Here is a 25,876-nt window from a genome sequence, read left to right as displayed (position 1 = left end):
GTCCGCGGCGCGCGCGGCGAGGTGGTAGCCGCCGAGGCCCTTGACCGCGACGATCGCGCCGTCGGCGAGCATCGCCCGCGCCGCCGGCAGGGGGTCGCCGGCGGCCGGGCGCAGCGCGAGCGACGGCCCGCAGGCGGGGCAGCACACGGGCTGGGCGTGGAACCTGCGGTCGGAGGGGTCGGCGTACTCGGCGGCGCATCGCTCGCACATCGCGAACCCCGCCATCGTGGTGTTGGGCCGGTCGTAGGGGACGCCGGTGACGATGGTGAAGCGCGGCCCGCAGGCGGTGCAGTTGATGAAGGCGTACCCGTAACGCCGGTCGGACGGGTCCCGCAGCTCGCGCAGGCAGTCGTCGCAGGTCGCCGAGTCCGCGGACACGAGTGCGCGCCGAGGTCCCGCCACGGCGCCCTCGCCGCTCGCGCCGCCGCCGTTCGAGCCGTCCCCGTTCGGGCCTCCACCGTTCCGGTGGCCTCCGGCCCCGCCGCCGCCTGCGAGAGCGTCCGCGACGCTGCTCACGATGGCGAATCCGCCGCGTCCTCCGGCGGGACCCTCGGCGGCCAGCTCGCGGGTGGTGACCCGCTCGACGACGGCGAGCCGGGGCGGGTGCGCGCGCAGCCCGTCCAGGAACCGCCCGACCCTGTCGGGGGCGCCCTCGACCTCGATGAACACGCCGCCCGCGTCGTTGCCGACCAGCCCGGACAGCCCGAGGCCGGTCGCGAGGCCGTGCACGAACGGCCGGAAACCGACCCCCTGCACGACGCCCTCGACCCGGACGCCGACCCGGACGTCCATGATCCCATTCTCCCCGGTCACGGCGCCGAGGCCAGGACCGCCGCCCGGGGCGTGTCCCGGCCATGGCAGCGGCTCCTACGCGCCGCCGAGCAGTCGTTCCGCCAGATCGCGAAGCTCCTGGTCGTCGGTGAACGCCCGCCATCCGTTGCCGGTGCGGTGCCGGACGTCGGAATCGAGGAGCTCCCGCAGCACCCAGGGGCGGTTGGACGACGCGGACCCGATCCGGGTCAGGTGGCGCAGTGCCGCCCAGCCGACCGGGCGGCAGGTTCCTCGGGCCAGTTCGTGGACCTCCGGCCAGAGCTGTTGGGATGCGACGTCGCCGTCCCCACTGAGGCGGTAGTAGGCGTAAGCGGCCTTGACCCGCGTCCAGGGGGATTGGGAATCCATCAGCGTTCGCATGCGCGGGGCATGGTGGGCGGCGAGCGGCCCGAGGTCGGCGACGAGTTCGAGCGGTCCGGAGGTGTCGCCGCGCTCGAAGGCCCCGTCCAGGGCGGCGAGGAGCGCAGCGTGGTCGCCGGTGACCTTCCAGACGGCCCACCGCCGGACGAGGTTCGGTCGCCGCGACGTCCCCTCGGCCAAGGGTCCGGCGGGTCGTAGCAACGCGGGCACCGCGTCCCCGGCGGCGGGGCCGATCGCGGCGATCGCCCGCGCGGCGTGTCCGGCGAGCGCGGTGCCGAGCAGGTGAACGAGTTCGGGGACGGCGGGCGCCGCGGCGGGCCCCCACTCCTCCAGCGCCTCCACCAGGCCCCGGGAGTCGTCCGGGTCGGCGAGCCGTGCGCGGACGGCCGGGAGCAGCACGTCCGCGTGCGCGGCGAGAGGGGCGAGCACGTGGCGCAACGGCGGCGGCGCCGGCGTGAACGGAGCGGATCTGCCGGACGAGATGTCGATCAGGTCGATCCTGCCTCCGAGCCGCTCGACGAGGCGGGGCAGGCAGCGGGGGTCACCCCGCCGGGCGAGCCCCCAGGCGGCGATGTCGGAGATCCGCGCGTCGTCCTCGTGGAAGAGTCTCGCGCGATCGTCCAGCCGGGCCGCCAGCAGGTCGGCCCGCGAACGCCCGGACACGGGATCGTCGAGAGGCCCCTCTTCCAGGGCGGCGAGCAGATGGGTCGCGCGGGCGCGGGCCGCGGGAGACGGGTCGTCCGACAGTTCGGCCAGGCCGGGCAGCAGCCGCTCCGCCGGTGAGCGCCATCGGCTGAGCAGGTCCGCGGCGATCCGCGCCGCTCCGACCCTCCGGTCGGGGTCGCGGTCGCCCAGGAACGCGGCGGCCAGCCCGGTGCGCGCCACCACGTCCTCCCGGAGGCGGCCGGCGATCCAGCCGAGCAGGTGGGACGCACCGGCGCCGTGGAACTCGACGAGATCGGCGCTCACGCCGCCCACCCAGGGGGCGTCCTCCCACGCCGCGATGTCGCCGCGCACCGCGTCGACGAGCATTCCGAGGTCGGGCCGCTGGGCGCCGACGGCCTGCGCCAGCGCCAGGTCGGCGGCCATCCTGATCTGCGCGTGCTCGTCCTCGCGCAGGTCGCGCAGCCAGGCGAGCGCCTCCGGCAGCACCGCCGCCGTGCAGCCTCGCGCGAGATCACCGGCGGCGAGGACGATCCCGAGCCGCACGGCGCGGTCGTCCTCGCCGGCCCAGCGCCCGCGCAGCGCGGTGACGACGGCGTCCCCGTCCGCCACAGCCGCCGCCAGCGTGATCGTCAACTCCCGGCGGACGTGGACGGCGGGGTCGCGCAGCAGGCCGGTGAGGCGCGGCAGGGCGGCGGCCCAGGCGTCCGGCCAGCCCGCGTCGATCCGCGGCAGCCGGTTCGCCTCGCCCGCGAGCAGCATGATGATCTCCAGAACGCCCGGACGGTCGGCGACGTCCGGCGCCTCCGCCAGCCCGACCAGGTAAGGCAGGGCGGCCGTCGCGGCGGAGCACACGACTCCGCCCTGGTGGTAGAGCACGTTCTGCAGCGGCACCACGGCCCCGGCGGGCTCGTCCTCGGCGGCGACGGCCCGCAGCAGCCCGGGGACGTCCTCGGCGGAACCGTAGAGGTGCCGGAGGGCGGACCAGTCGATCTCGTCCAGACCGGGGAAGGAGATCACGGAACGGAGATCATTCCACGGTTCCGGTGTAGGCGGCGATCGTCCGGGCGGCGCAGGAGGCCGCCACGTCCTCCGCGACGCCGGCGGCAGCGTGGGCGGCGCGCCAGCGCTCGCCGCTGAGCGCGATGAACGCCCGGCCCTCGTCCGACGCGGGCCATTCCGGCCCGATCCGCGGCCTGCCGAGCCGTCCCGCCGGAAGGTACTGGGACAAGGCGAGCATGCCCAGTTCCCAGCCGATGCCGACCGCGCCGGGACCGAACTCGTCCCAGTGATCATCGGCGTGCGCGACGTGCTCCAGCGCGAAGCGGGTCCGGCCGCCGGGCTCGGCGGTCAGGCGCAGCTCGATCCAGCTCACCTGGCCGGCGAACTCCCAGGTCGCGTCCAGCGCGCGGGGCGGGTCGCAGCGCTGGATCGTGCCGCCCGCGTTGCCCTCGAGCTGGTAGCGGCCCCCGGGCCGCAGGTCCCCGGAGATCGGCAGGAACCAGCGCGGGATCCGCTCGGGGTCGGTACAGGCGTCCCACACGTCCTCAACGGGGGCGTCATACGTCCTGGCGATGGTGACCGTCCGGGCGGCGCCCGCCTCGAGGACCCGCTCGCCGACCCGGCGGCGCACGGCGTTGATCTCCCCGGTCACTTCGGTCATGGTCCGCTCCCTGGTTCGCGCTGATCACGGCGTCGTGCGCGCCGCCCCCGGGCCAGTTCGGTGGCGAGAGCGTCCAGGCGCGGCTCCCAGAACCGGCGGAACGGGGCGAGCCAGGCGTCGACCTCGCGCAGCGGCGCGAGGTCGACCGAGTACAGCCGGCGCGTCCCCTCGGCCCGGACCGCCGCGAACCCGGCGTCCCGGAGAACCCGCAGGTGCTGCGACACGGCCGGCTGCGAGATCCCGAACTCCTCCTGGACGACGGCCGACAGGGCTCCGGAGGACCGCTCGCCGTCGGCGAGCAGTTCCAGGATCCGGCGCCGGACGGGGTCGCCCAGGACATCGAAGGCGTGCACGGCGGTAAGCTACAGGCTCGGCTTATATAAGTCGAGTCTGAAATAGTGGTCAGCGCCCGGCGGCCAGGAGGTTCTCGAAGGGAACCGGGTTCTCGAACCCGTCCTCGCGCGCGGCGGCCGGGCGGCCCTCGACCATCGCCGCCAGCTCCCCGCCCGCGCGGGCGATCCGGTCGGCGAGGTCGCCGTCGGCGCTCCCCCAGTCCTCCGACGCCGCGTAGACGGCGGTCGGGACGGCGGCGGCGCGCAGGTAGGCCATCAGCGGCCGCATCGCGTAGTCGACCGCGAGCGAGTGCCGGGCGGTGCCCCCGGTCGCGCCGAGCAGCACCGGCGCGCCCTCCAGCGCGCCGCGCTCCAGGACGTCGAAGAAGGTCTTGAACAGGCCGCTGTAGGAGGCGTTGAAGACGGGGGTCACGGCGATGATCCCGTCCGCGCCGGTGACGGTCTCCACGGCGGCGCGGAACGCGCCGGAGGGGAAGCCGGTCAGCGCCGCGTCGACCATCGCGTGCGCGTGGTCGCGCAGTTCGACCGTCTCGACGGTGACGGCGGAGCCCCGCGCGCGCAGGGCGTCCGCCGCGGCCGCCGCGAGCCGGTCGGCGAGCAGGCGGGTGGACGAGGGCCGCCCGAGCCCCGCCGACACCACGGCGATCGCGCTCATCGGGCCACCTCCTCACCGGCCGCCGCGGCCGCCTTGGCGGCGACGAGGGCGGCGTGGTCGGGCGCGCTGTCGGGGACGTGGGCCGGGCGGAGCGCGGCGAACTCGCGGCGCAGCACCGGGACGACCTCCTCGCCCAGCATGTCGATCTGCTCCAGGACGGTCTTCAGCGGCAGTCCCGCGTGGTCGACCAGGAACAGCTGGCGCTGGTAGTCGCCGAAGCTGTCGCGGAAGGTCAGCGTCTTCTCGATCACCTGCTCGGGGCTGCCGACGGTCAGGGGCGTCTCGGCGGTGAACTCCTCCAGCGACGGGCCGTGCCCGTACACGGGCGCGTTGTCGAAGTAGGGGCGGAACTCGCGGACGGCGTCCTGCGAGTTCTTCCGCATGAACACCTGCCCGCCGAGGCCGACGATCGCCTGGTCGGCGGATCCGTGGCCGTAGTGCTCGTAGCGGCGCCGGTACAGGCCGATGAGCCGCTGGAAGTGCTCAGCCGGCCAGAAGATGTTGTTGGCGAAGAACCCGTCGCCGTAGTAGGCGGCCTGCTCGGCGATCTCGGGGCTGCGGATGGAGCCGTGCCAGACGAACGGGGGCACGCCGTCCAGCGGCCGCGGGGTCGAGGTGAACGACTGGAGCGGCGTGCGGTACTTGCCCTCCCATTCGACGATGTCCTCGCGCCAGAGCCGGTGCAGCAGGTGGTAGTTCTCGATCGCGAGCGGGATGCCGTCGCGGATGTCCTTGCCGAACCAGGGGTAGACCGGCCCGGTGTTGCCGCGGCCCATCATGAGGTCGACGCGCCCGCCGGCCAGGTGCTGGAGCATCGCGAAGTCCTCGGCGATCTTCACCGGGTCGTTGGTGGTGATCAGCGTGGTCGCGGTGGACAGCACGAGCCGCTCGGTGCGCGCCGCGACGTACCCGAGCATGGTCGTCGGGGAGGACGGCACGAACGGCGGGTTGTGGTGCTCACCGGTCGCGAAGACGTCCAGCCCGGCCTGCTCGGCGTGCTCCGCGATCGTGACCATGGCCCGGATCCGCTCCGCCTCGGACGGGGTGCGGCCGTCGGTCGGGTCCGTGGTGACGTCGCCGACCGAGAAGATCCCGAACTGCATGCCGGCCTCCCAAATAGTAGAAGTTTCAATTACCTTACCCGCAACCACGGGGGACGGGGGTCTATTCCGTCCTCCCCGGCCGCGGCGCCGGCATGCCCCGGGTCAGCCGGCCGAGCGTCCCAGCGCGTCGACCAGCCAGATGTGCGCGGCGCCGCCCGTGACCCGTTCGCCGGTGACCACGCCGAACAGGTCCCAGTAGCGGCGCAGGCGCGGGTCGCCGTCGGCGACGACGCGGGGCAGCAGCGCGCGCCGGAAGCCCGGGGTGTCGCGCCTGCCCCGGACCACGGCGTGGGCCTCGACGAAACGGTCGAGAGGTTCCCCGGGGCCCGGCTCCTCCCCCGCGAGCACCCGAGGCAGGGCCATCACGATGGCCTCGCCGAGCCCGGTCAGCAGGGTCTTCTCCTCGCGGACCTCCTCGACGTTCGCGCGCCCGCGCGCCAGCAGGCGCCGGGTCAGCGTCCGGTCGCCCACCAGGGCGACCATCTCGGCGTAGGCGAGGACCTGCTCGGGGGTCGGGTCGGCGGGCGGCTCCGGGACGCCCATGCTCACGAACGTCAGCGCGAGGTCGGCCGGTGCCGGGACGAGGACGAGCCGCCGCCAGAACGCCGCGAGCGCGTCCCGCGCCGCGGCGCCGTCCTCGGCCACGGCGAGCAGCTCCAGCCGCGCGGCCCGCTCCGCCGGGCCCGCGTCCTCGACCGCCCGCAGCGAGGCGCGCCGCCAGGAGAGCGCGGCCAGCTCGACGTCGAGCGCCGCCCGCTGGGCGGCGACCGCCTCCCCGAGCGACCGGTCGCCGGTGAGGACGGCGGCGATCGCGGGCAGCCCGAGGCCGAGGCCGCGCAGCCGCCGGACGAGCCGGAGCCGGTCGACGGCCGACCGGTCGAACCGCCGGTGGCCGCCCGCGCTGCGCCCCGGCTCGAGGATCCCCTCGTCGCAGTAGAAGCGGATCGTCCGCACCGGGACGCCGGTCAGGCCCGCGAGATCACCGATCCCGAGCGCCGCGTCCGGTGTGCCGTCGGTCACGTCCACTTGAACCTCCACCCGGCTGGAGCTCCTACGGTACGGGCACATCGGACGAGAGGACGAGCGAGATGAGCACTCCGGAACCGGCGCGCCTCGCCGAGGGGCTGCGCGAGCACACCGCCGGGATGGCCGCCGCCGTGGCCGGCCGCGACCCGGCCGGCCCGGTCCCGACCTGCCCGCAGTGGCGGCTGCGGGACCTGGTCGTGCACGTCGGGGAGGCGCACCGCTGGGCGGCGGACATGGTGCGGACCGGCACCGCGCGGGAGACGCCCGACGCCGCAGCCGCTGAGCCGGGCGCGCCGGACGAGTGGCCCGCCTGGCTGGAGGCGGGCGCGCGTGAGCTGACCGACGCGGTCGGCGCCGAGGGCCCGGAGAAGCTCGTGAACATGGTGTTCCTGGGCCCGCGGCCCGCGGCGTTCTGGCTGCGGCGGATGCTGCACGACACGTCCGTCCACCACGCGGACGCGGCGCTCGCGGCGGGGCTCCCCTTCGAGATCGCGGCGGACCTCGCGGCGGACGGGATCGGCGAATGGCTGGAGCTGATGACGGCGCCGGCCGCGCTGAAGATCAAGCCCGAGCTGGCCGAGCTGCGCGGCGGCGGCGAGACGCTGGCGCTGCGGCCCGAGGAGCGGACGGTGCCGGGCTGGCTGATCACGATGACCCCCGAGGGGCCGAGGGCGAGCCGCGCGACGGACTCGACAACGGATGACAGCGCCACGGGCGGCACTGACAGAGGCAGCGCTGACACGGGCGGCACTGACACGGGCGGGGCGTCCGCGGTCGTGCGCGCTCCGGTCCGCGAACTGCTGCTGGTGCTCTCCCGGCGCCTCTCTCCCGAGAAGGCGGGCGCGAAGGTCACCGGCGAGCGGGCCGTCCTGGACCACTGGCTCACCCACACCGCCTTCTGACGCACCGCCTTCTGACGTCCCGGCCGCGGGATCCGCCGCCGGAGCGGGGGCCCGGCGGGGTTTGGCGGCGGGTCGCGGAAGAATGGCCGGATGGCGGTGCGGGGGGCGGGTGAGGCGGGAGTCGTGTGGAGCGCCGATCCCCGGCGGGACGGGCTGGACGCGTTCGCCGGTGTCGAGGACGACCGCGCGGGCTCGCACCCGGGGGTACGGCACATCCGCGCGCTCGGGTCGGTGTACCGCTTCGACGTCCATTATCCCGGAGACGTCGACACCTACCCGGACCGGCAGCGCCAGGAGGTGCGCGGGATGCGGGCGGGCGGCCGGGAGCTGCGCGCGGCCGAGGGCGAGACGTGGCGTTTCGGCTGGTCCTGGTACCTGACGCGGGCACTGCGGGCGACGACGAGCTTCACCCACGTCCACCAGTTCTTCGCGCCGGGGCCGGGCGGCGGGCCGGTGCTGACGACGTCCCTGCGGCGGCGCGGCGGGCGGGACGCGCTGGAGCTGAACGCGCTGCACGCGGGGGTCGTCGTCGGCGCCACCGACCTCGCGCCGCTGCGGAGCCGGTGGATCGGCGTGGAGCTGGAGGTCCGCTTCGCCGCCGCGCCGCTCGGCCGGGTCCGCTGGCGGGTGGCGGCCGAGGACGGCACGGCGGCGGTGGAGGTCGCGCGGGACGGTCTCGGACTGTGGTGCGGGACCGCCGGAATCCTTCCAAAATGGGGGATCTATCGGTCTCTACGGGACTCGACCCGGCTCTGTGACGCCCATCTGCTCGTCAGGGACCTGCGCGCGACCGGGATAGGGTCGCGATCATGGTGACACCCGTGAAGCCCCCGCCCGAACCACCGATCTCGCTCACCGACCCGCGCGCGCTGCTGACCGGCTACCTGGACTTCTACCGCGAGGCGCTGCTGCGCAAGCTGGACGGGCTGCCCGACGAGCGGCTGCGCGAAAGCGTCCTGCCGTCCGGATGGACGCCGCTGGAGCTGTTCAAGCACCTGACCCATGTCGAGATCCGCTGGCTGCGCTGGGGCTTCGCGGCGGAGCCGGTGGACGAGCCGTGGGGCGACCGCGGGCCGCTGGACCGCTGGTACGTCGCCCCGGACGAGACGTTCGCGGAACTGAAGGCCGCCTTCCTGGACGTCTGCGCGCGGTCCCGGCGGATCGTCGCGGAGGCCGGCCTGGACGACCGGGCCGCCACCGGCGGCCGGTTCGGCGACCAGGACGAGGCGCCGACGCTGGTCTGGATCCTGTTCCACCTCCTTCAGGAGTACGCACGGCACCTCGGCCACCTGGACGTCGTGCGCGAGCTGGCGGACGGCGCCACCGGCGAATAGTCGGCGAGCAGTTTCCGACCAGTCGCCGAGCCGTCGGTGGGGCGCACCTCTATCCGCCGGACAGGCGCTCGATGATCTTGTTGAGGCGGTAGCGGACCGTCTCGTCGTCCTCGGCCGCGAGGAGGGCCTCAAGGTCGGCACGGCACGCGCCGGAGCACACGTCCCGCAGGCTCCGCGCCGCCGCCCCCCGCAGGCCCAGGTCGGCGTGGCGCAGGGTGTCGTGGAGGATCGCGTGCACGGGGCCGCCGGGGTCAGGCTCGATGTCGCGGGTGAGCGCCAGCGCGCGGCGGCGCGTCGTCCGGGCCGGGGACGTCAGCAGCGTCGCCCACGCCTCCTCGGCGGGCGGCCGCCCGGCGAGGACGAGCGCCTCCAGCGCCGCCCTCGCCGTCTCCGGATCGGGATCGCGGACGGCGGGCCGCACGGCGAAGTCCCAGTAGCGCGCGGGGATCCTGTTGTCGCGGTACGAGCCGCGGCCGAGCCGCACCAAGGTCTGGTGCCTGATCAGGAAGTCCGGGTCGTCCAGCAGCGCCGGGACTAGCGAGATCAGCGCGGACCGCCCGCCGTAACGCAGCAGCCGCCGCGCGGCCTCCCGCCGCACGGTCACGGCGGGATCGGTGAGCGCGGCGGCGGCGAGCATCGCCCGGCCCCAGGGGATCTCGGCGGCGTCCAGGGCGACCACGGCGCGGGCGCGGACGTCCTCCCCGGGGTCGCGCAGCAGCGCCCGAGCGGCCGTCGTCAGCGGGCCCCGCCGGTGTTCCGGCGCCCGGTACATCACGGACGGGAACCCGCCGAGCCCCGCGAGGCGGGCGCGCGGGTCGGGATCGAGGAGCAGCGCGCGCAGCACCGCCTCGGCATGCCCGTCCCGGCCGGTCAGGACGGGCGCCACCGCAGCGCGGATCACGGGGTCGGGATCGTCCAGGAGGGGCCGGAGCGCCGCGCGCACGGCCTCCTCCCCCACGGCCCCCGACCACCGGACGGCCATGATCGCCTCGCGTCTGACCTCCGGGTCGGGGGCCTCCAGCAGCGGCAGCGCGAACGGGCCGGCGTCGCGGCGGACGTGGTGCAGGGCCCAGGCCGCGGCGGCGCGGGCACGGGGCGAGGAGGCGCCCGTCGCGGCCTCCACCAGCGTTTCGCACATCTCCGGCGTCGCCTCGGGCCAGTCCCAGCGGCCGACGCGCGCGGCGAGCATGCGGGCCGCCCAGACGGCCTCCTCGGGGTCGGGGTGGTCCCGGACGGTCGCCGCCGACCAGCCGGGTCTGCCGAAGTCGGACGCGCGGCTGGACGCGCCCACGGCCCGGTCGTCCAGCCACTCCTCGTACCAGGCGAGGAAGTCGCGCGCCGGATGGAAGACGGGCGGGAAGTACTCGCGGCGGTCATCGACCATGACCACACGACCGCGCGCCGGGCCGGACACCACCAGCAGCGACACCGGTTCGGCGGTCTCGTGGTAGGCCCACTCGACACTTTTGTGGCGGGCGAGCGGGATCGTCCCCCGGTAGTAGTTCCAGTACGACCAGCCAGACATTTCTATGGTGAACGCACCCGTGAGATCGTCCGGGCCATAGGGGAAGGCACCTGTGAGCTGCCGGTCGCGCAGGTACGGGTCTAGGGCCTCCAACCCCTTGTAGGGCCCCGGTCCGCCGTTCCCGACCGTCGTCAGGAAGAGGCGGTACCCCTCCGGCAGCCGGATCCCGTTGTCCTCCTCGAAGGCCGCGACCAGCGCTTCGGGCAGGACCGGGCCGGTGGCCTCCACCAGGGACTTCTCCCGCAGCGCGGCCAGCTTCGCCGCCATCCGCGTCAGCCGTGCCGCGTCCGTCCCGCACTCGCTCATACACGTCGGACGCGACGGCGCCGGTACCGGTTTCGGGCCAACCGGAAAGCGCCGCCCGGGGTAGGAAGGCTCCGCGGCGGCAACTATCCGGACATGTCGAGCGTCTGACCCGGTATCGGACTTTGCCGGATCTTGACTCACCGGCGGGCGGCGAAACGGCGGCAGGGGACGGGGGCGCGGTGTTCATCGGGCTGGTGACGGCGGTGGCGGCCTCCGCCTGCTACGGGACGGGGTCGGTGCTGCAGGCGCTCGGGGCGCGGCGCTCCGCCGAGCGGGAGGCGGCCCGGTCCACGACCACCGGATACGGCGGCCCCAGCCTGTCGTCCACGGCCAAGGCCGTCGTGACGTGGGAGTTCATCGTCGGCACGGTCCTCGACGCGGTGGGCTTCGCGCTCGGCGCGCTGGCGGCCAGGCTGCTGCCGCTCTTCCTGTCCCAGACGGTCATCAGCGCGAACCTGGTGGTCACGGCCGTGCTCGGCATCTGGGTGCTCGGGGTGCGGCTCGTGCGGCCCGAGTGGGTGTCGGTGGGCGTGGTGTGCGTGGCGCTGGTCATGCTCGCGGGCGCCGCGGGGCACGAGGGCGACGGCCGCGTCGCGATGGCCGCGCACTGGGGCCTGCTCGCGGTGTCGGTGGTGCTGGTCGGGGCGGGGCTGCTGGCCGTCCGGATGCTCGGGCCGCGCGCGGCGATCCCGGCGGGGCTGCTGTCGGGGCTCGGGTTCGGCGCGGTCGGCGTCGGCGTCCGCATGCTGAACGGCGTCACCCCGTTCGGCCTCGGCGACCTGCTCGGCGACCCCGCCCTCTACGCGATCGCCCTCGCGGGCATCGGCGGCATGTACTTCCACACGGTCGCGCTGCAGATCGGCTCGATCAACGGCGCGACGGCGGCGCTGGTCGTCGGCGAGACGGTCGTCCCCGGCGCCCTCGGGGTGCTGTGGCTCGGCGACGCCTCCCGGCCCGGCTACGCGTGGCTGGCGGCCGGCGGGTTCGTCCTGGCCGTGGCGGGGGCCGTGGCGGTCGCCTGGTACGGCAACCTGACACCCCCCGAGGCCGAGCGGACCGGCGAGGAACTCGCGGCGTCCCGCAGCTAGGCGCCGCGGCGGGACGCGGATCCGCGAACACGCCGGGACGGCGCGGTGGCGGGGACGGGAGCCGGAGCGGGCACCCCGGGCGGCGCCGGCGGCAGGAACAGCCTGCCGCTCACCGCCCCGCGCAGGGTGTGGAACCCCGCGACCGCCCAGGCCGTGACCAGCAGCAGGTAGAGCAGCACCGCCACGCCGGTCAGCGCGTAGAGCCCGGTGACCCGCTCGAGGCCGGACGCGCCGGTCACGCACGTGCCGACCGGGAAGGTGAACCCCCACCACGTCATCGCGAAGCCCATCCCGCCGCGCAGCGCCCGCATGTTCGCCGTCGCCGCGACCGCCAGCCACAGCAGCGCGAACCCCATGATCGGCGCGCCGTACAGCACCGCGAACGCCCGCATCGCGGTGGCGTACTCCGGCGCCGCCTCCCGCGCCACCGCGGCGAGCCGCACGACCGCGGTCGTCGACTGGCCGAGCGGTCCGAGGACGAGGAACAGCGTCGGGGTGAGCGCGGCCGGCGACGGCGCGCCGCCGGCCAGCCTGCTCCAGATCCCCGGCAGCAGCACCAGCGTGGCGAGCAGGCTCACGCCGAACATGGCGTAGCAGCCGTACAGCAGTGTCTCCCTCGGCTGTCCGGGCGGCAGGTGCGGGACGAGGGCCGGGCCGAACGCCGCGGCGACCATCGGCGCGACGACCGGCAGCAGCCAGGTCGGGTCCGCAGCGTGCGGCTCCAGCCGGTACCGGGTGATCATGAGGCAGGGGACGCCGAACGCGACGAGCAGCGCGTAGAGCGTTCCAGCGGACCAGAGGACGGCGTCGAGCGTGACCGCCGCCCGCGTGCCGAGCACCTCCGGGCCCAGCTCGAGCGTCCCGTACCCGACCGAGAGCATCGCCATCGGCGGGCAGCCGTAGAAGACGGCCGTGGCGGGATTCTCCAGGAGTTGCGCGCTCCACACGTCCCGGTGCCGGGAGACGTGGACGGCGCGGGCCGCCATCAGCGCGCTCAGCATCCCGAGCGAGAGCGCCCACACGGCGAGCGCGAACGAGTGCAGCCCCGGGACGCTCAGCGGGAGCGCGTCGGCGCCGTTCGCCACGATCGCGGTGCCCATGACGGCCGCGTACCACTGGGGCCCGAGGTGGCGGAACAGGTCCGCCGGACGTTCGAGGGCGCCCAGGACGGTGCCTCGGCCGGGGACGGAGAGGAGACCCATGCCGCCCAGTGTCCGTCCCGCCCGGAGCCTCCGGAAGCGCCCATCTGGCTATGGACCCATAAGACGGCCTTATGACCGACATAGGATGGGCGACATGTCCGTCTCCAGACGCGTGCCCGAGCTCGGCGCCCTTGAACTGCTGCTCGCGATCGTCCGGCTGGGCAGCGTCGGGCGCGCCGCCGCCGAGCTCGGGGTCACCCAGCCGGCCGCGAGCGCGCGCGTCCGCTCCATGGAGCGGCTGGCCGGGGTCGCGCTGCTCGAACGGTCCCCGCGCGGCTCCCGGCCCACCGAGGCCGGGGCGCTGGTCGCCGAGTGGGCCCGCCAGGTGCTCGACGCCGCCGAGGCCCTCGACGCGGGCCTGGCCGCGCTGCGCGAGCGGCGCGACGGGCGGCTGCGCGTCGTGGCGAGCCTGACCGTCGCCGAGTACCTGATGCCGGGCTGGCTGGTCGCCCTGAAGGGCGTCCACCCGGACGTGGCGGTGACGCTTCGCACCGCCAACTCCACGGCCGTCGCCGAGCAGGTCCGCGACGGGGAGGCCGACCTCGGGTTCGTGGAGGGCGTCCGGACCCCGGCGGGCCTCCACGGGACGGTCGTCGCCGCCGACCGGCTGGTCGTCGTCGTGTCGCCCGCGCACCCGTGGGCGCGGCGGCGCTCGGGGGTGACCGCCGGCGAGCTGGCCGGGACCCCGCTCGTCCTCCGCGAGGAGGGATCGGGCACCCGCGAGGTCCTCGACCGCGCGCTGGCCGCCCACGGCGGGACGGCGGCGCCGCTCCTGCAACTGGCCTCCACCACCGCCCTCAAGGCCGCCGCCGTGTCCGGCGCCGGCCCCGTCGTCGTCAGCGACCTCGCCGTCACCGACGAGCTGGCCGGCGGGCGGCTCATCGCCGTCCCCGTCCCGGAGCTGGACCTGTCCCGCCCGCTGCGCGCCGTGTGGCCCGCCGGCCACCGTCCCGCCGGCCCCGCCCGCGAGCTGCTCGGGCTCACCCGCCAGGGCCGCCCCCTCGACTGACCCCGCGCCCCCCGCCGGACGCGTCCGGCCGCCGGTTCCGGGGAATGCTCCGGGGCATGATCGGAGAACACGTCCTGGCCGGATACGCCCCCGGCGCGGGCGGCCGGGAGGCCCTGGAGCTGGCCCGCGCCATCGCCGGGCTCACCGGGGGACGGCTGAGCGTGGCCACCGTGCACCCGCCGGACATGCCGGCCGCCGAGGGCGAGGCGCGCACGCTGCTCGAGCAGGCCGCCGCGTTCCTGGACGGCCGGCCCGCCGACCTGATCGTCCAGGAGGGGCGCAGCGTCGGCCGCGGGCTCACCCTGCTGGCCAGCCGGATCGGCGCCGACCTCATCGTCGTCGGCTCGCCCGACGGCGGCGCCCGCGGCCGTATCTCCGTCGGCGCCGCCGGCGACCACCTGCTGCACTCGGCGACCGAGGCCGTGATGCTCGCCCCCGCCGGGTACGTCCCGCCGGGCGACCTCGACCGGATCACCGTCATGTACGTCCGCCGCCCGCAGTGCGACGAGGCGGTGATCCGCGCCGCGCAGGCGGCCGAGCGGCTCGACGTGCCGCTGCGGCTGGTCACCCTCGCCGTCGGGGACGTCGCCGCCGAACGGCTCCGCGACGACCTCGCGCTGGCCCTCCGGCTGGCCCAGGACTCCGCCGACCTCGTCCCCGAGGAGGTCACCGCCGAGCTCGCCGAGGGCGACGACGTCGCCGGCGCGCTCACCGACGTGGACTGGGCCGACGGCGAGCTCCTCGTCTGCGCGTCCAGCGAGGACGCCGCCGCGCACCGGGTGTTCCTCGGCGAGGTCGCGCTGAAGGTCCTGCGGGCCGTGCCGTGCCCGGTCGCCGTCCTCCCCCGGGGCTACTTCTCATAGCCAGTTTTGACCGCTTTTCCGGTCCGGCTTGCCGCCTCCTCTTTACCTCGGCTAAATTCCGTCGAGATTGGAACGTGACCTAGTGGTTCCGGTCGACCGGTCGGGCGCCCCCTGCCCGAACGAGCCAGGCGGCAGGGAGTTTGATGGACCCCATCGGCAAGAAGCTGCTCGACGTGGCCAAGGCCCAGCTCGGCTACACCGAGAAGGGCGATGGCTACACCAAGTTCGGCGACTGGTACGCCACGAACATCGACGGCGACCACGACGACTACTTCAAGACGGCCCCCTGGTGCGACATGTTCCTGGCCTGGGCCGCCCAGAAGGCGGGCGTCACCGAGCAGGCCGGGCAGTTCGCCTCCACGATCGAGCACGCGAAGTGGTTCCGCGAGCACGACGCCTGGGGGACCACCCCCGAGCCGGGGGCCCTCGTCTTCTACGACTGGAGCGGCTCCGGCGACCCCGACCAGATCGACCACGTCGGCCTCGTCGAGTCGGTCGACGGCAAGACCCTGCACACCATCGAGGGCAACGCCGACGGCGACAAGCTGACCCGCAAGACCCGCGACCTGGACGCCGTGGTCGGCTTCGGCTACCCCGGCAAGATCAAGACGGCCGAGGTGAAGTACGCCCCCCGGCACGCCTCCCCCGCCCCCACCGTCGACAAGGTCGGCGCGCCCGCCACGACCGCGGCCGCGCCCGCCACCGGGCACGCCCGCGAGCAGGAGCACGCCGCCCCCGAGCACGTGCCCGCCCAGGAGGCCGTCCTCGGCGGCATCCTCGCGTTCGTCCTGTGCGGCACCGTCGCCCTCGCCGCCGGCCGCGCCGCGGCCGCCAAGGCCCCCACCGCGCCGCCCATCCGCGTCCGCAAGCGCGGCAAGCACCACCGTCCCGCCACCCCGGCGGCCCTGCCCGCGGACGTCACCCCCGCCGACCTCGACGCCGCCGACGCCGGGACCACGATCATGCCCGCGGTCTCCCTCGCCGCCGCCCACGCCGCCGAGGACCGCGAGTTCTGGGGACGCATCGCGCACCTGGAGGAGGACAGCGAGCTCGCCTTCTGGAACTCCCTGCACGCCGAGTCCACCGACGGCGAGCCCACCGGCTCCAAGGCGGCGGACTCCGAGCCGGCGGGCTCCGAACTGGAGGGCTCCGAGACCACCGGCTCCGATGCCGCGACCTACGCGAGCACTCAGGGTTTCCGCTAGAGTTATTGATGTGCCCCCGGGGCGGACCCCGGGAGGACACGCGGACGTGGCTCAGTTGGTAGAGCATCACCTTGCCAAGGTGAGGGTCGCGGGTTCGAATCCCGTCGTCCGCTCTGAGAGGCTCAGTGCCTCGCTCTGGTGGAGTGGCCGAGAGGCGAGGCAACGGCCTGCAAAGCCGTGAACACGGGTTCGAATCCCGTCTCCACCTCACGGTTCACGCGCCGGAACGCGCAAGGGCGATTAGCTCAGTGGGAGAGCGCTACCTTGACACGGTAGAGGCCACTGGTTCAATCCCAGTATCGCCCACCACCAGCACCCAAGTCAGGCTAGCGATGCCGACTCCCACTGCCGTCCATGGGCATGGCCACCCGGAAGCACGCTGCTTTCGCCCTCCAGGGCACCCACCACGATGGGGCCCTCCTCCGGTCAGAGGCACCGCTCCTGCTCGAACGCGCGACACAGCCCGATGCCGCCGAAAGGCCGCATCGGGCTGTCGATCACATCACTCCGGGCGGCTCGCCACGATGCCCCCGTAAGGCCACTTCTCCCGGTGCTGCGCATCGGGGAAGACCCGGAGACTCGGGAACCCGGCGTCGTGCAGGGACGCGGTCCACTCCTCCAGAGACAAATAGCCGACGTTGGTCCTCCGCGGCGGGTCGAGCTCGGCCCGGTGGTAGCTGTGCAAGGTGGTCTGTAGCAACTCGCAGGGGAAGAACAGCCCCGGCCGGTGCCTGCTCCCTACGGTGAACACGAGCCAGCCTCCCGGCTTGAGTATCCGGTGGCAGCTGGTGAGCACCTGGTGGAGATTCTCAACGTCGTGCAGCACGCTCTCAAAGATCACAAGGTCCGCCGCCGCGTCCTGCAGGTACGGAACGTCGTCGTAGTCGTCCAGCTGGTCGAGGTCGATCCGGTCGAAGCACGTCGAGCCCAGCATCTCGGGGGCCTTCTCTTGCAGCATCTCCCTGGCCCGTTGCATCAGCGGCCGGCTGATGTCGGTGAAGCCGTAGAGCTCGATGTTGCGGGTGCGTTCCCGGAAGCCGTCGATCTGAACGGCCTCGCGGAGAGTGGCGCCCAGTCCGGCCCCGCCTTCGAACACCACGGTCGGCACACCGGCGCGCAGCCGCTGGTCCAGAGTGCGCGCGACGAGGCTGTTGCACGCCTTCTTCGGCGGGGCGTCGACCATCAGGTACTGCCAGATGCGCCAGGTCTCTTCGGCTCCCAGCCTTTCCTCCAGCAGGACCAGGCCGTCCTTGCCTTCCAGGATGCCGCCCGCGATGCTCTCGATGCTCTTGAGCGCACGCAGCGTCGGGCTCTGGGCGGCGGTACCGAAGTAGTCCTCTTCCCGTGCCGACGCACGCTGGACCAGCTCGTCCGTCGGGCGGTAGAGATTCCCCTCACGGTGCAGCTCGCCGCGGTCGTCAAGGTATTCGATCAGGCGCTTGCGAAAGAAGAACGGCTGACGCGCCGTGACCCCCTCAGGCGCCGCCAACTGCGGGTCATGAACGGCTTCGCCGTCCGCGAAGACGTGCTTCATCGCGATGCGCGCCAGGACAAGAGCGGCCTCGTGCCGGATCTGCTCGATATGAGCGGTGTACTCCGGCGAGTACACATCTGACATGTCGATCGCGTCCAGGCCGAAATTCTGCAGAACGTTGCTCTCAGTCACGCTTCTCGACTTCCTTCTTGGTATTCCTTGGCCAGCCATTGGGTCAGGGAGTCCACCACGGCCTGCGGCCGGACGACCCAACGGAAATGGTGCGTCTCCTTGAATCCGAAGCGCTCCGGGGGGATCTCCACGCGCTCGACGGCGGCCGATCCGAGTTTGGCGATCAGATGCTGGGCGCAGCCCTCCGGAACGTAGGAGTCCCGCGGGAACGTGACGAAGAGGGCCGGTGTCGTGGACTGGGCGAGGGCCGCCTCGTAGTCCGTCGAGCCGCGCGCGACACGGTAACGACCCGTCATGGCCTCGTATCCCCAGTCGATCACGATTCCGCGGGCCTCCGTCCCGGCGAACGGGAACCACTTCGGCAGATGACCCCAGAGCGCGGTCGTCGCGAAGATGAGCTGCAGCCCGAGGAACCGGCTGATGGAGCGCGCTCCCGGCATCGGGCGATACCAGGCCGAACCGCTGGCCACGGCAATGGTGTGGCTGACCCGGTCGGAGGTCGCGGCGAAGAGCAGCCCCATCTGCCCGCCCAGGCTGTGCCCGAGCACGATGACCTTTTCCCGGTCGAACATCGCGCAGATCGAGTCCACGATGTGCGGAAGCTCCAGCTCCAGGATTTCGGCGTAGCCGAACGAGACGCGCCGGGAGGCTCTGACCGAGCTCTCGCCTCCACCGCGCAGGTCGGCCAGGACCGCGTGGAAGCCGGACTCCGCCAGCACGTCGGCGAGCACCTCGTAGTAGCTGGACCGGACGCCCATGGCCGGCAGGCACAGCACCACCGGGGCCGACGGGTCGTCCGCCCGTACGATCGTCAGCTCAGTCGCGCTTCCGTCGGCGAAGGACAGTGCCAGCTGGTCCGCCGGAGCGGCGTCATCATTCACTACGGCTCACCTCCGGGTGATGTCTGCGAAGAACTGGTGCTCGTCGTGGACCTGCTCAAGGTGCCTGAGCGCCGCGTGGTGGGAAGCGTCGAGATCGTCCCGTGGCCTCCCCAGCCGTTCGGTGATCCGCACCAGGCACAGCCGGAGCCAGGTTCCGCCGGTGAGGAACTCGCCGGCGGAGGGGTGACCGCGCCAGGCGAGCCATTTCCACGCGCAGGCGCCGGCGGCATGCAGAAGGCTGTAGCGGGCCGCCAGGTCGTAAGCCGCGCCACTGCGGGGCCAGCCGGGACGTCCCCTCTCTTCGGCGACCTCCGCGTCCAGCCGCGCCGTCTCGGCCTCGCACCATCGCAGCAGCTCGCCGAGCGCCTCGTCGCACTCCGTCCCGCCTTCGGCGCCGACGACCCGGCGCGCCGCCGAGACGCCGCGCAGGATGCCATCGGCGTCGGTGGCCAGCTCGAACTCGATCTCCGTCAGCCAGGCGGCGGGCGGGGGCTCCGGGGTGAAGATCTCCAGGAGTTCGGCGTCCCGGTCGGCGCCGTCGCGCGCGGACGCCAGCCCCGGCAGCTGCTCGGCGATGATGTTGAGGTTCACGGGCGCGGAACCATCGAACAGCCCCGTGACCGCGCAGTCCCGGCGCATCTTCTCGAAGATGCCGTGCCAGTGTTCCTCCGCCAGGTACGAGCGGGCGCCGAGCACGACCGCGAGGGAGTCCATGCTCTCGGCGGCCAGCTGCGGCACCAGGTACTTGGCGCAGGCGGACGTCAGGGGGAGCTGGTCGGGTGCGGCCTGCACCGCGCGGCAGGCGCCCAGGCCGAGGGCCTCCCCGATGAGCAGATCCGCGTAGGCGTCGGCCAGGCGGACCGCGACCGCGTCCAGCGCCAGGATCGGCCGGCCGTAGAGCGTGCGCTCCCGGGCGAAGGCCAGCACCGCGTGCAGGCAGGTGTCGAGCGCGCCCAGCGCGAAACCGCCGACCAGCACCCTTGTGATCTGCAACGTCTCCATCAGGATGGCGAGCCCTTGGCCTGGCCGGCCGATGATGTCGGCGTCGGCGGCCGGGAGTCCGGTGAAGGTGATGCCGCCGAACGCGGAGCCCCGCAGCCCGTGGGTGCGGATCTTCGGCAACGGCGTCCACCGTCCGTCGTCGGCGGAGGGCCGGCTCAGGGAGAACAGGGTGAGAGCGCGGATGCCGTCGCCGGTCCGGGCCGCGACGGTCGCGCCGTGGGCGTGCCCGGCATTGTTGATCAGCCATTTGGTGCCGTCGACCAGCCAGCCGTCCGGGGTCTCACGGGCGGTGACCTCGCCGGCGGTGATGTCGGCTCCATGCTCGCGCTCGCTCAACGCGAAGGCGAGGAACCCGTGCTCCCGTATCCGCGCGGCGGCCGCCCGCCGTTGCCGGGCGCTGCCGCGCAGCCAGACCGGCAGGCTCGCCAGCACGGTCGCGCCGATGGCCACGGCCGCGGTCAGATCCCGGCGAGAAAGGACGCGGGCGAGTTCGAAACAGTCCTCGATCGCGCGGAACTCTCCCCCTTCCTGTTCGGGGAGAAGGTATTCCGCGAGGCCCCATTCGAAGACGGCGTCGCACAGTTCCCGCGGGAACCGTTCCGCGCGGTCGGCCTCCACACTGTGCCGAAAACCGGCGATGTTGTCCTTGTCCAGCGGATCGCCTAGCGCCCGCTCAAGGGAAGCGGACACGGCGGCGGCCGCCGGCCGGGCCGAAGCTACCATGCGGGAGTTTCCTTTGCTGCGACGCGTGGTGACGGGAACGACGGCTGGTGAGAGAACTGCCTCGTCAACTCGCCGAAAAGGGCCGCGGACACGGGCTGTGGCATGCGGACGTGGGGTCGCAGCAGAGCGAGGAGTCCGGCGGCGGCCCATTCCGGCGGGACGCGTGCCGAGTCGGCGAGCCAGGACTTCGCCCAGCAGACCGCCGCGAAGACCCGCGCGTACCGTTCTCCCAGCCGCTGTCCCGCCTGCGAGCGCGGATCGACCGACCGCTGCGCCCCCTCGAACAGATCCGCACCCGCCTCCCGCAATGCGCCGGCCGCGTCCCGCAAGGCATCGCCACGGCGTGATCTCTCGTCCAGCGCGTCACAGACCGCCAAGAGATCCGTGGTGACGGGGTCGTCGTCCGCCACCGCGTCGAAGACGCCGGGAGCGATGGCATTGCCGACGGTGGCGTGGCCTGGGCGGAACACGTCGTCCGCCCGGCGGGGATCGACGTCTCGCTCGGCCAGACAGGAGACCTGGGCCGCGAGTGCGCTGAGGACCACGGGTTCACTGCCGTCGAAAAGGCCGAACAGACGGACGTCCCGGAGCAGCTTTTCGAAAATGCCGGACCAGTGGCCCTCCCTGAGGAAGTAGCGGGCGCCGAGCACCCGGGCCAGCCGCCCCATCGCCTTCTCCGCCATATGAGGGACGAGGTACTTGGCGACCGCGGACGAGACCGGTGACAACTCCGGGAGGAAGTGCAGAATCCTGACGCAGGACCGTGACACCGCCTCGGCCACCATCGCATCGAGGAACACGGCGGCCAGTTCGTCCTGCACGTACGGGATCTCTTCGACGGCCTTCCCGTAGAGGTGACGCCGGCGGACGAAGTCGGCGGTGCAGCGCAGCCCGGTGTCCAAGGCACCCAGGCTCAGCCCTGGGATCAGAGTCCGGGTGACCAGGAGGGACTGGGCTGTGATCTCCAGCCCGCGCCCGGGACGGCCGATGCGCGCCGAAGCCGGAACAAGGGCGTTCCTGAAGGTGATGCCGGCGATGTCGGCCCCGCGCACCCCGTGCGTGTGAATCCTTGGAAGCAGCTCGTACGTCGCCGGGTCAAGGGTGTCGAGGTCGACCAGGAGCAGCGAGAGCGAGCGAAGCCCCTCCCGCTCCGGTTCGCGGAGCAGGAGGCACAGGTACTGGGCAGGCCGGACATTGTTGATGAGCCATTTCGTGCCGTTGAGCCGGTAGCCCTCGGATTCGAGGGAGCCGGTCACCTCACTGGCGAGCAGGTCCGCCCCATGGTCCGGTTCGGTGAGGCCCAGGGCCACGCGCCGCCCGCCGAGCACCGAGTCGGCGACCGCCTTCCGCTGCTCCGCGTCACCGGCGAGCCAGACGGGCATGGCCGCCGCCAGCGCCGAATTCGCGATGACGGCGACCGCCGGATCGCGCCGGGCCACGACCCGGCCAAGGGACATCAGTTCTTCCAGGGATGACAGCCGCCCGCCCACGGACTCGGGGACTTGGTAACGCTGGTAGCCCCAGTCCCGCAAAGCGCGCAGAGACAGCTCGGGAACCTGCTCGTCCTGGTCGTCGGCAACGGCCTGGGCGAAGGTGAGCGGGCCCGAAGGCCGTAGCGGGTCCCCCAGCGCCAAGTCCAACTCGGCGGCCACGGTGGACACGGTCAGAGCAGAGATGGCTCGCTCCTTTGCGTCACCGTTTCATGCGCCCCCACATGAACGAGGACCCGATTCAGGGTTCCCTCAAGCAGCCGCTGACGCATCAGCAGCCGCTTGTACTTGCCACTGGTGGTCCGGAGCAGGGCGTTACGGCGCAGCAGCACCACATCGGCAAGGGCGCCACCGAGCGTCTCCGCCGCGGCGGCGCGCAGCGCCGACACCAGTTCGTCGTGGGGTGCGGCGGCGGACTCGGCCTCCGCGAGGACCCCGATCCGCTCCGCTCGGCCGGTCTCCGGGTCGGCGGGCAGCACGACGGCGACGGCATTGCCCTTGTGAACGCCCGGCACATCGCGAACGGCGTCCTCGACGTCCTGCGGATAGTAGTTCTGCCCGCCGAGGATCATCATCTCCTTCTTGCGGCCCGTCACATAGAGTTCGGAGTCGGCCAGGTACCCGAGGTCACCGGTGGCGCACCAGCCGTCGTGGTTCGCCGCCGGCTCCGACCGCCGGTAGTAACCGCGCATCACGGTCTCGCCCCGGATCTCGATCTCCCCGACGGCGCGCTCGGGAAGCAGCCGACCGTCCTCCGAGCTGATCCTGATCTCCATACCCGGCACCGGGACACCGCAGCTGACCACTCCACGAGCCTGTTGTGCGGCGGGATCGACGGTCTTGGCGAGCCAGGAGTTGTTCAGGACGTCGCGGTCCACCCAGTCGACACGCGCCGGGCTTCCCAGTGCCGTGAAGCTGACGGCGAGAGTCGCCTCCGCCAAGCCATAGCTCGGAGTCATCACGCCGACTCCGAGACCGCTCACCGAGAAATGTTCCTCGAACCTGAGCACCAACTCCGGGGCTATGGGTTCGGCTCCATTAATCATCACCCGCACAGCTGACAGGTCGAATTCCTCGGCCTCGTCCCGGGGAACGGCCTCCATCAGGTACTCGTAGAAGAAACTTGGCCCGGCCATGACCGTGACACCGGCCGCACAAATGCTCTGCAACCACTCCTCGGGATGTTTGACGAAATCCTGAGGACGCGAGAGGCGCGCATCCACTCCTGATGCGATCGCACTCAGAGTCGAGAACAGCCCCATGTCGTGAGACAGCGGCAACCAATGGCCGAGGACATCGCCTGGTCGGACATCGACGCCGCGCTGGATGTTCCGGATTCCTTCCAGAATATTGCGGTGGTCGAGTGCCACGCCGCGGGGCTCCGACGTGCTGCCTGACGTGTACTGGATGAGCGCCAGGTCCGACACGCTCACCGGCGGTCTTGGAATCCGCTTCCCCTTCTCCAGCAGAGTGGCCAGGTCCAGAGGAGTGATGTCCGGCAGACGGTCCCCGAACTGCTCCGCGAAGTCGCCATCGGTGAGGGCGAAGCGAACACCACAGTCCGCGATCACGTGCTCGAGCCGCTCCAGGTAGGAGCGGCTGACGCTCAGCGGCACCGAGAGGGGTACCACCACCGCGCCCGCCGCGGCCAGCCCGCAGATGGCCCGCACCATGTCCAGGTTGGAGCCGATCAGGACGGCGACCGGCTCCCCGGGGGCGACTCCCGAATCGATCAGGCCGCCGGCGATCCGCCGCCCGTCCTCGGCGAGTTGCGCATAGGTAAGGACATCTTCGGCGAAAACTGATCGTATCGCCCCGGCAGGATGGTGTTCGGCGACGAACTCGAACATGTCGCCGAGCGTGTGGACCTCGCTCGCCAGAACGATGCTCAAGACGCCTTCTCCTCGCCCTGCAGCATGAACACCTCGTTGACGAGGTCGCCGACCCTGCCCTTGCGGAAGAGCTGCTCGTTGTTGAGTTCGATGTCGAACCGGCGCTCCAGCTTCCCGGCAATGCGTAGCAGTTTGATGGACTCGACATGAGCCAGGTCCGTCAGCGCGGAGTCCACGGTGATCTTCTCCGCCGGGACCTTGAGGATGGCTGAAATGATCTCCTGAACGGCGTTGAAAATCTCATCATGCGAATGCGACTCGGACATGACTGGTCCTCCCCTGAGGTTTCGAGCGATGACGATAAAGAATACGTTCGACAACAGAATATGAGTTCTAGGTCAGGGCAGCGACGTCAGACCCACTCAGTTGAAAGATCCGATGGGTGCCCCGAAACGACCTGGTGTGCAGGCTTCAGGAATTGGGAGCGATATCGGCGGTTTCCGTAGCGCTCCCCCCTTCTGTTTCCCGCACCGCCGCGACGGCGACGACCGGCTTCCGAAGAAGGACGAGGGTGAGCACACCGCCGAGCAGAGCTCCGGCGGCGGCGACCGTCATGGCGAGGTGCATGCCTTCCGCATAGACGGATCCGACGGCGTTCAGCACGGCCTGCCGCAGCGAGGGCGGTAACTGGGACACCTTCGAGAGTTCGCCCTTCTCAACCGCGTCCGCCACCTCGGCGCGCAGCGTCGATGGCATGGGGACCGCAGAAAGGGCGTCGGGCACCCCGCTACGGAGCCGTTGCAGGAGCAGGGCACCGGACAAGGCCACCCCGAAGACAGCGCCGACCTGCCGGAAGGTGTTCAGGATCCCCGCCGCCATGCCGCTCTGCTCGGTGGAGACGACTCCGAGCATGGCGACGGTCGCCGGGGCGCCGGTCAACGCGACCCCGACGCCGAGCAATGCCAGTCCCCACCAGTACGCCCCGAACCCCGTACCGACCTCCAGTCGCGTCAGGCTGAGCAGACCGCCCGCACAGAACACGGAGCCGACGACGATCGGCCAACGAGGACCGACCCGGGCGGCCAGCACGCTGGCCACGAAGGAGGCGATCATGATCGGGATGGTGAGCGCGAGGAAACGGAGACCTGTCTGGACGGTGCTCAGCCCATTGACATTCTGCAGATAAAGGGTCAACAGAAAGATCGCGGCGAACAGACCGAACAGGCCCAAGAAGTTCACCGTCCCGGCCACCATCACGACCGGGTTCCGGAACAGGCTGGGTGGAAGCAGCGGCGCCGTCGTGAACCGCTCCCAGGCCACGAAACCCGCCAGGAGGAGCACAGAACACGCGAACGCACCAATGATGAGAGCGGAAGTCCAGCCCGCGGCGCTGCCCTGAATCAGGCCGAAGGCCAGCGCCGCGATGCCGGCGATGAAGAGAGACTGCCCGACCGGGTCGAGCCGCCCGGCATCGGGCGCTCGAGACTCAGTGAGAATCAGGAAAAGCGCCACCGTGGCGACGACACCGATCGGAATATTGACCCAGAAGATACTGCGCCAGCCCGACCAGTCCACCAACAGGCCGCCCAGCACCGGCCCCACCGAAAGAGCCAGTCCGCCCATACCCGACCAGATGCCGATCGCCTTGGCTCGGGCAGCGGGATCCTTGTAGGTGACCGAGATGAGCGAGAGCGACACCGGAATCATGACCGCACCCGCCGTGCCCTGCAGCGCACGCGCGATCAGCAGCATCTCCACAGAGGTCGAGAGTGCGCAGAGCATCGAGGTCAGCGTAAAGGTGATCAGCCCGCACAAGAAGAGTTTCTTACGCCCCAGGCGATCCCCGACCGTGCCCGAGGTCAGCAGCAGACAAGCAAAGGTCAACGTGTAGGTATCAATGATCCATTGCAGCTCGGACACCGAGGTGGACAAGTCCTCCTGCATATCCGGCAGCGCCACGTTCACAATCGTGGCGTCCAGATACACCATGAACAGACCCAAGCAAAGAAAGGTCAGCGATATCCGTTCGGAGCCACCCGTCCGAGGACGCACAGCCATCGATCCCCCAAATACCTAAAGACCAGCAAAGCGGTATGCGAAAGGAAAAAACCATCGCATCAACGGAATGACGAGCACCGAACTCGCGGACGAGTCCCACGAGAATACCGACGATCAATCTCCCCCATGATCATCG

General features: G+C 72.2%; 23 protein-coding genes and 3 tRNA genes. 10 read left to right on the top strand and 16 right to left on the bottom strand.

Going from position 1 to position 25,876, the window contains the following annotated elements; all coding sequences use genetic code 11:
• From E1291_RS12535 to E1291_RS12505, 7 genes are all read right to left on the bottom strand, one after another.
• On the bottom strand, positions 1–813 hold an 813-nt coding region (locus tag E1291_RS12535), incomplete at its 3' end, for an acylphosphatase (protein ID WP_306434459.1).
• 54 nt (positions 814–867) lie between these two features.
• Entirely contained in the window at positions 868–2,874 is a 2,007-nt protein-coding gene (locus E1291_RS12530; RefSeq protein WP_131737940.1) for a hypothetical protein, read from the bottom strand.
• A 10-nt stretch (positions 2,875–2,884) separates the two neighbouring features.
• Positions 2,885–3,517, bottom strand: a complete 633-nt coding sequence (locus tag E1291_RS12525; protein WP_131737939.1) for an SRPBCC family protein — start codon at positions 3,515–3,517, stop codon at positions 2,885–2,887.
• Positions 3,514–3,870 carry an ArsR/SmtB family transcription factor gene (locus tag E1291_RS12520; RefSeq protein WP_131737938.1) on the bottom strand — a complete coding sequence of 119 codons (357 nt, stop codon included), beginning with the start codon at positions 3,868–3,870 and terminating at the stop codon, positions 3,514–3,516. Before E1291_RS12520 ends, E1291_RS12525 begins: the two co-directional genes overlap by 4 nt.
• Before the next feature lie 49 nt (positions 3,871–3,919).
• On the bottom strand, positions 3,920–4,525 hold the full coding sequence (locus E1291_RS12515; protein ID WP_131737937.1) for a CE1759 family FMN reductase: 606 nt from the start codon (positions 4,523–4,525) through the stop codon (positions 3,920–3,922).
• Positions 4,522–5,628, bottom strand: a complete 1,107-nt coding sequence (locus E1291_RS12510; protein ID WP_131737936.1) for an LLM class flavin-dependent oxidoreductase — start codon at positions 5,626–5,628, stop codon at positions 4,522–4,524. Before E1291_RS12510 ends, E1291_RS12515 begins: the two co-directional genes overlap by 4 nt.
• A gap of 102 nt (positions 5,629–5,730) precedes the next feature.
• The gene (locus tag E1291_RS12505; protein WP_207400701.1) at positions 5,731–6,654 is read right to left on the bottom strand and encodes a MerR family transcriptional regulator; all 924 of its coding nucleotides are present in this window, start codon (positions 6,652–6,654) and stop codon (positions 5,731–5,733) included.
• A 62-nt stretch (positions 6,655–6,716) separates the two neighbouring features.
• Between E1291_RS12505 and E1291_RS12500 the strand changes: the two genes are divergently transcribed.
• From E1291_RS12500 to E1291_RS12490, 3 genes are all read left to right on the top strand, one after another.
• Positions 6,717–7,556 (top strand): maleylpyruvate isomerase family mycothiol-dependent enzyme, encoded by an 840-nt coding sequence (locus E1291_RS12500; RefSeq protein ID WP_131737934.1) that lies wholly within the window; start codon positions 6,717–6,719, stop codon positions 7,554–7,556.
• Positions 7,557–7,646: 90 nt separating this feature from the next.
• The gene (locus E1291_RS12495) at positions 7,647–8,372 is read left to right on the top strand and encodes a Tat pathway signal sequence domain protein (RefSeq protein WP_131737933.1); all 726 of its coding nucleotides are present in this window, start codon (positions 7,647–7,649) and stop codon (positions 8,370–8,372) included.
• On the top strand, positions 8,366–8,890 hold the full coding sequence (locus E1291_RS12490; protein ID WP_131737932.1) for a DinB family protein: 525 nt from the start codon (positions 8,366–8,368) through the stop codon (positions 8,888–8,890). The genes E1291_RS12495 and E1291_RS12490 overlap by 7 nt, the downstream gene beginning before the upstream one ends.
• A gap of 49 nt (positions 8,891–8,939) precedes the next feature.
• Here the strand turns inward: E1291_RS12490 and E1291_RS12485 are convergent, their stop codons facing one another.
• A complete protein-coding gene (locus E1291_RS12485) occupies positions 8,940–10,721 on the bottom strand; it encodes an SMI1/KNR4 family protein (RefSeq protein WP_131737931.1) in 1,782 nt (593 codons plus the stop codon).
• 179 nt (positions 10,722–10,900) lie between these two features.
• On the opposite strand from E1291_RS12485, the gene E1291_RS12480 reads away from it, so the two are divergent.
• Entirely contained in the window at positions 10,901–11,809 is a 909-nt protein-coding gene (locus E1291_RS12480) for a DMT family protein (RefSeq protein ID WP_131737930.1), read from the top strand.
• Here the strand turns inward: E1291_RS12480 and E1291_RS12475 are convergent.
• Positions 11,806–13,011, bottom strand: a complete 1,206-nt coding sequence (locus tag E1291_RS12475) for a TDT family transporter (protein WP_131737929.1) — start codon at positions 13,009–13,011, stop codon at positions 11,806–11,808. The genes E1291_RS12480 and E1291_RS12475 overlap by 4 nt on opposite strands.
• Positions 13,012–13,105: 94 nt before the next feature.
• Here E1291_RS12475 and E1291_RS12470 point away from each other — a divergent pair, with 94 nt between their 5' ends.
• From E1291_RS12470 to E1291_RS12445, 6 genes are all read left to right on the top strand, one after another.
• Positions 13,106–14,020, top strand: coding sequence for a LysR family transcriptional regulator (locus E1291_RS12470; RefSeq protein WP_131737928.1), 915 nt, complete (start codon positions 13,106–13,108; stop codon positions 14,018–14,020).
• A 56-nt stretch (positions 14,021–14,076) separates the two neighbouring features.
• Positions 14,077–14,883 (top strand): universal stress protein, encoded by an 807-nt coding sequence (locus tag E1291_RS12465; protein WP_131737927.1) that lies wholly within the window; start codon positions 14,077–14,079, stop codon positions 14,881–14,883.
• Positions 14,884–15,026: 143 nt separating this feature from the next.
• Positions 15,027–16,088, top strand: coding sequence for a CHAP domain-containing protein (locus E1291_RS12460; RefSeq protein ID WP_131737926.1), 1,062 nt, complete (start codon positions 15,027–15,029; stop codon positions 16,086–16,088).
• A 40-nt stretch (positions 16,089–16,128) separates the two neighbouring features.
• A tRNA-Gly gene (locus tag E1291_RS12455) sits at positions 16,129–16,201 on the top strand.
• A gap of 24 nt (positions 16,202–16,225) precedes the next feature.
• Positions 16,226–16,296: transfer RNA gene (locus E1291_RS12450), tRNA-Cys, on the top strand.
• A gap of 26 nt (positions 16,297–16,322) precedes the next feature.
• A tRNA-Val gene (locus E1291_RS12445) sits at positions 16,323–16,397 on the top strand.
• A 193-nt stretch (positions 16,398–16,590) separates the two neighbouring features.
• Here E1291_RS12445 and E1291_RS12440 read toward each other — a convergent pair.
• From E1291_RS12440 to E1291_RS12410, 7 genes are all read right to left on the bottom strand, one after another.
• Positions 16,591–17,754, bottom strand: a complete 1,164-nt coding sequence (locus E1291_RS12440; protein ID WP_165495090.1) for a methyltransferase domain-containing protein — start codon at positions 17,752–17,754, stop codon at positions 16,591–16,593.
• Positions 17,751–18,635, bottom strand: a complete 885-nt coding sequence (locus E1291_RS12435; RefSeq protein ID WP_131737924.1) for an alpha/beta hydrolase family protein — start codon at positions 18,633–18,635, stop codon at positions 17,751–17,753. Before E1291_RS12435 ends, E1291_RS12440 begins: the two co-directional genes overlap by 4 nt.
• Before the next feature lie 6 nt (positions 18,636–18,641).
• Positions 18,642–20,360: an acyl-CoA dehydrogenase family protein gene (locus E1291_RS12430; protein WP_165495089.1), complete on the bottom strand. Its 1,719-nt coding sequence runs from the start codon at positions 20,358–20,360 to the stop codon at positions 18,642–18,644.
• Positions 20,354–22,012, bottom strand: coding sequence for an acyl-CoA dehydrogenase family protein (locus tag E1291_RS12425; protein WP_131737922.1), 1,659 nt, complete (start codon positions 22,010–22,012; stop codon positions 20,354–20,356). Before E1291_RS12425 ends, E1291_RS12430 begins: the two co-directional genes overlap by 7 nt.
• 11 nt (positions 22,013–22,023) lie before the next feature.
• The gene (locus E1291_RS12420) at positions 22,024–23,742 is read right to left on the bottom strand and encodes an AMP-binding protein (protein WP_131737921.1); all 1,719 of its coding nucleotides are present in this window, start codon (positions 23,740–23,742) and stop codon (positions 22,024–22,026) included.
• Complete coding sequence (locus E1291_RS12415; RefSeq protein ID WP_131737920.1) at positions 23,739–24,008, bottom strand: acyl carrier protein; 270 nt, start codon at positions 24,006–24,008, stop codon at positions 23,739–23,741. The genes E1291_RS12420 and E1291_RS12415 overlap by 4 nt, the downstream gene beginning before the upstream one ends.
• Before the next feature lie 145 nt (positions 24,009–24,153).
• Positions 24,154–25,683 carry an MFS transporter gene (locus E1291_RS12410; RefSeq protein ID WP_165495088.1) on the bottom strand — a complete coding sequence of 510 codons (1,530 nt, stop codon included), beginning with the start codon at positions 25,681–25,683 and terminating at the stop codon, positions 24,154–24,156.
• Between the last annotated feature and the right edge of the window lie 193 nt (positions 25,684–25,876).

The sequence above is a fragment of the Actinomadura roseirufa genome (assembly GCF_900659635.1).
In the GTDB taxonomy this organism is placed as follows: Bacteria; Actinomycetota; Actinomycetes; order Streptosporangiales; family Streptosporangiaceae; genus Spirillospora; species Spirillospora roseirufa.
The sequence above is the reverse complement of the archived record's forward strand: the minus strand, read 5'-3'. Positions and strand labels throughout refer to the sequence as shown.

What these genes read in the sequence shown, in the direction of transcription:
- E1291_RS12525 (WP_131737939.1), bottom strand. Translation starts at nt 3,517, where the DNA reads ATGACCGAAGTGACCGGGGAGATCAACGCCGTGCGCCGCCGGGTCGGC.
- E1291_RS12515 (WP_131737937.1), bottom strand. Translation starts at nt 4,525, where the DNA reads ATGAGCGCGATCGCCGTGGTGTCGGCGGGGCTCGGGCGGCCCTCGTCC.
- E1291_RS12510 (WP_131737936.1), bottom strand. Translation starts at nt 5,628, where the DNA reads ATGCAGTTCGGGATCTTCTCGGTCGGCGACGTCACCACGGACCCGACC.
- E1291_RS12500 (WP_131737934.1), top strand. Translation starts at nt 6,717, where the DNA reads ATGAGCACTCCGGAACCGGCGCGCCTCGCCGAGGGGCTGCGCGAGCAC.
- E1291_RS12495 (WP_131737933.1), top strand. Translation starts at nt 7,647, where the DNA reads ATGGCGGTGCGGGGGGCGGGTGAGGCGGGAGTCGTGTGGAGCGCCGAT.
- E1291_RS12490 (WP_131737932.1), top strand. Translation starts at nt 8,366, where the DNA reads ATGGTGACACCCGTGAAGCCCCCGCCCGAACCACCGATCTCGCTCACC.
- E1291_RS12485 (WP_131737931.1), bottom strand. Translation starts at nt 10,721, where the DNA reads ATGAGCGAGTGCGGGACGGACGCGGCACGGCTGACGCGGATGGCGGCG.
- E1291_RS12475 (WP_131737929.1), bottom strand. Translation starts at nt 13,011, where the DNA reads ATGGGTCTCCTCTCCGTCCCCGGCCGAGGCACCGTCCTGGGCGCCCTC.
- E1291_RS12470 (WP_131737928.1), top strand. Translation starts at nt 13,106, where the DNA reads ATGTCCGTCTCCAGACGCGTGCCCGAGCTCGGCGCCCTTGAACTGCTG.
- E1291_RS12465 (WP_131737927.1), top strand. Translation starts at nt 14,077, where the DNA reads ATGATCGGAGAACACGTCCTGGCCGGATACGCCCCCGGCGCGGGCGGC.
- E1291_RS12460 (WP_131737926.1), top strand. Translation starts at nt 15,027, where the DNA reads ATGGACCCCATCGGCAAGAAGCTGCTCGACGTGGCCAAGGCCCAGCTC.
- E1291_RS12430 (WP_165495089.1), bottom strand. Translation starts at nt 20,360, where the DNA reads ATGGTAGCTTCGGCCCGGCCGGCGGCCGCCGCCGTGTCCGCTTCCCTT.
- E1291_RS12415 (WP_131737920.1), bottom strand. Translation starts at nt 24,008, where the DNA reads ATGTCCGAGTCGCATTCGCATGATGAGATTTTCAACGCCGTTCAGGAG.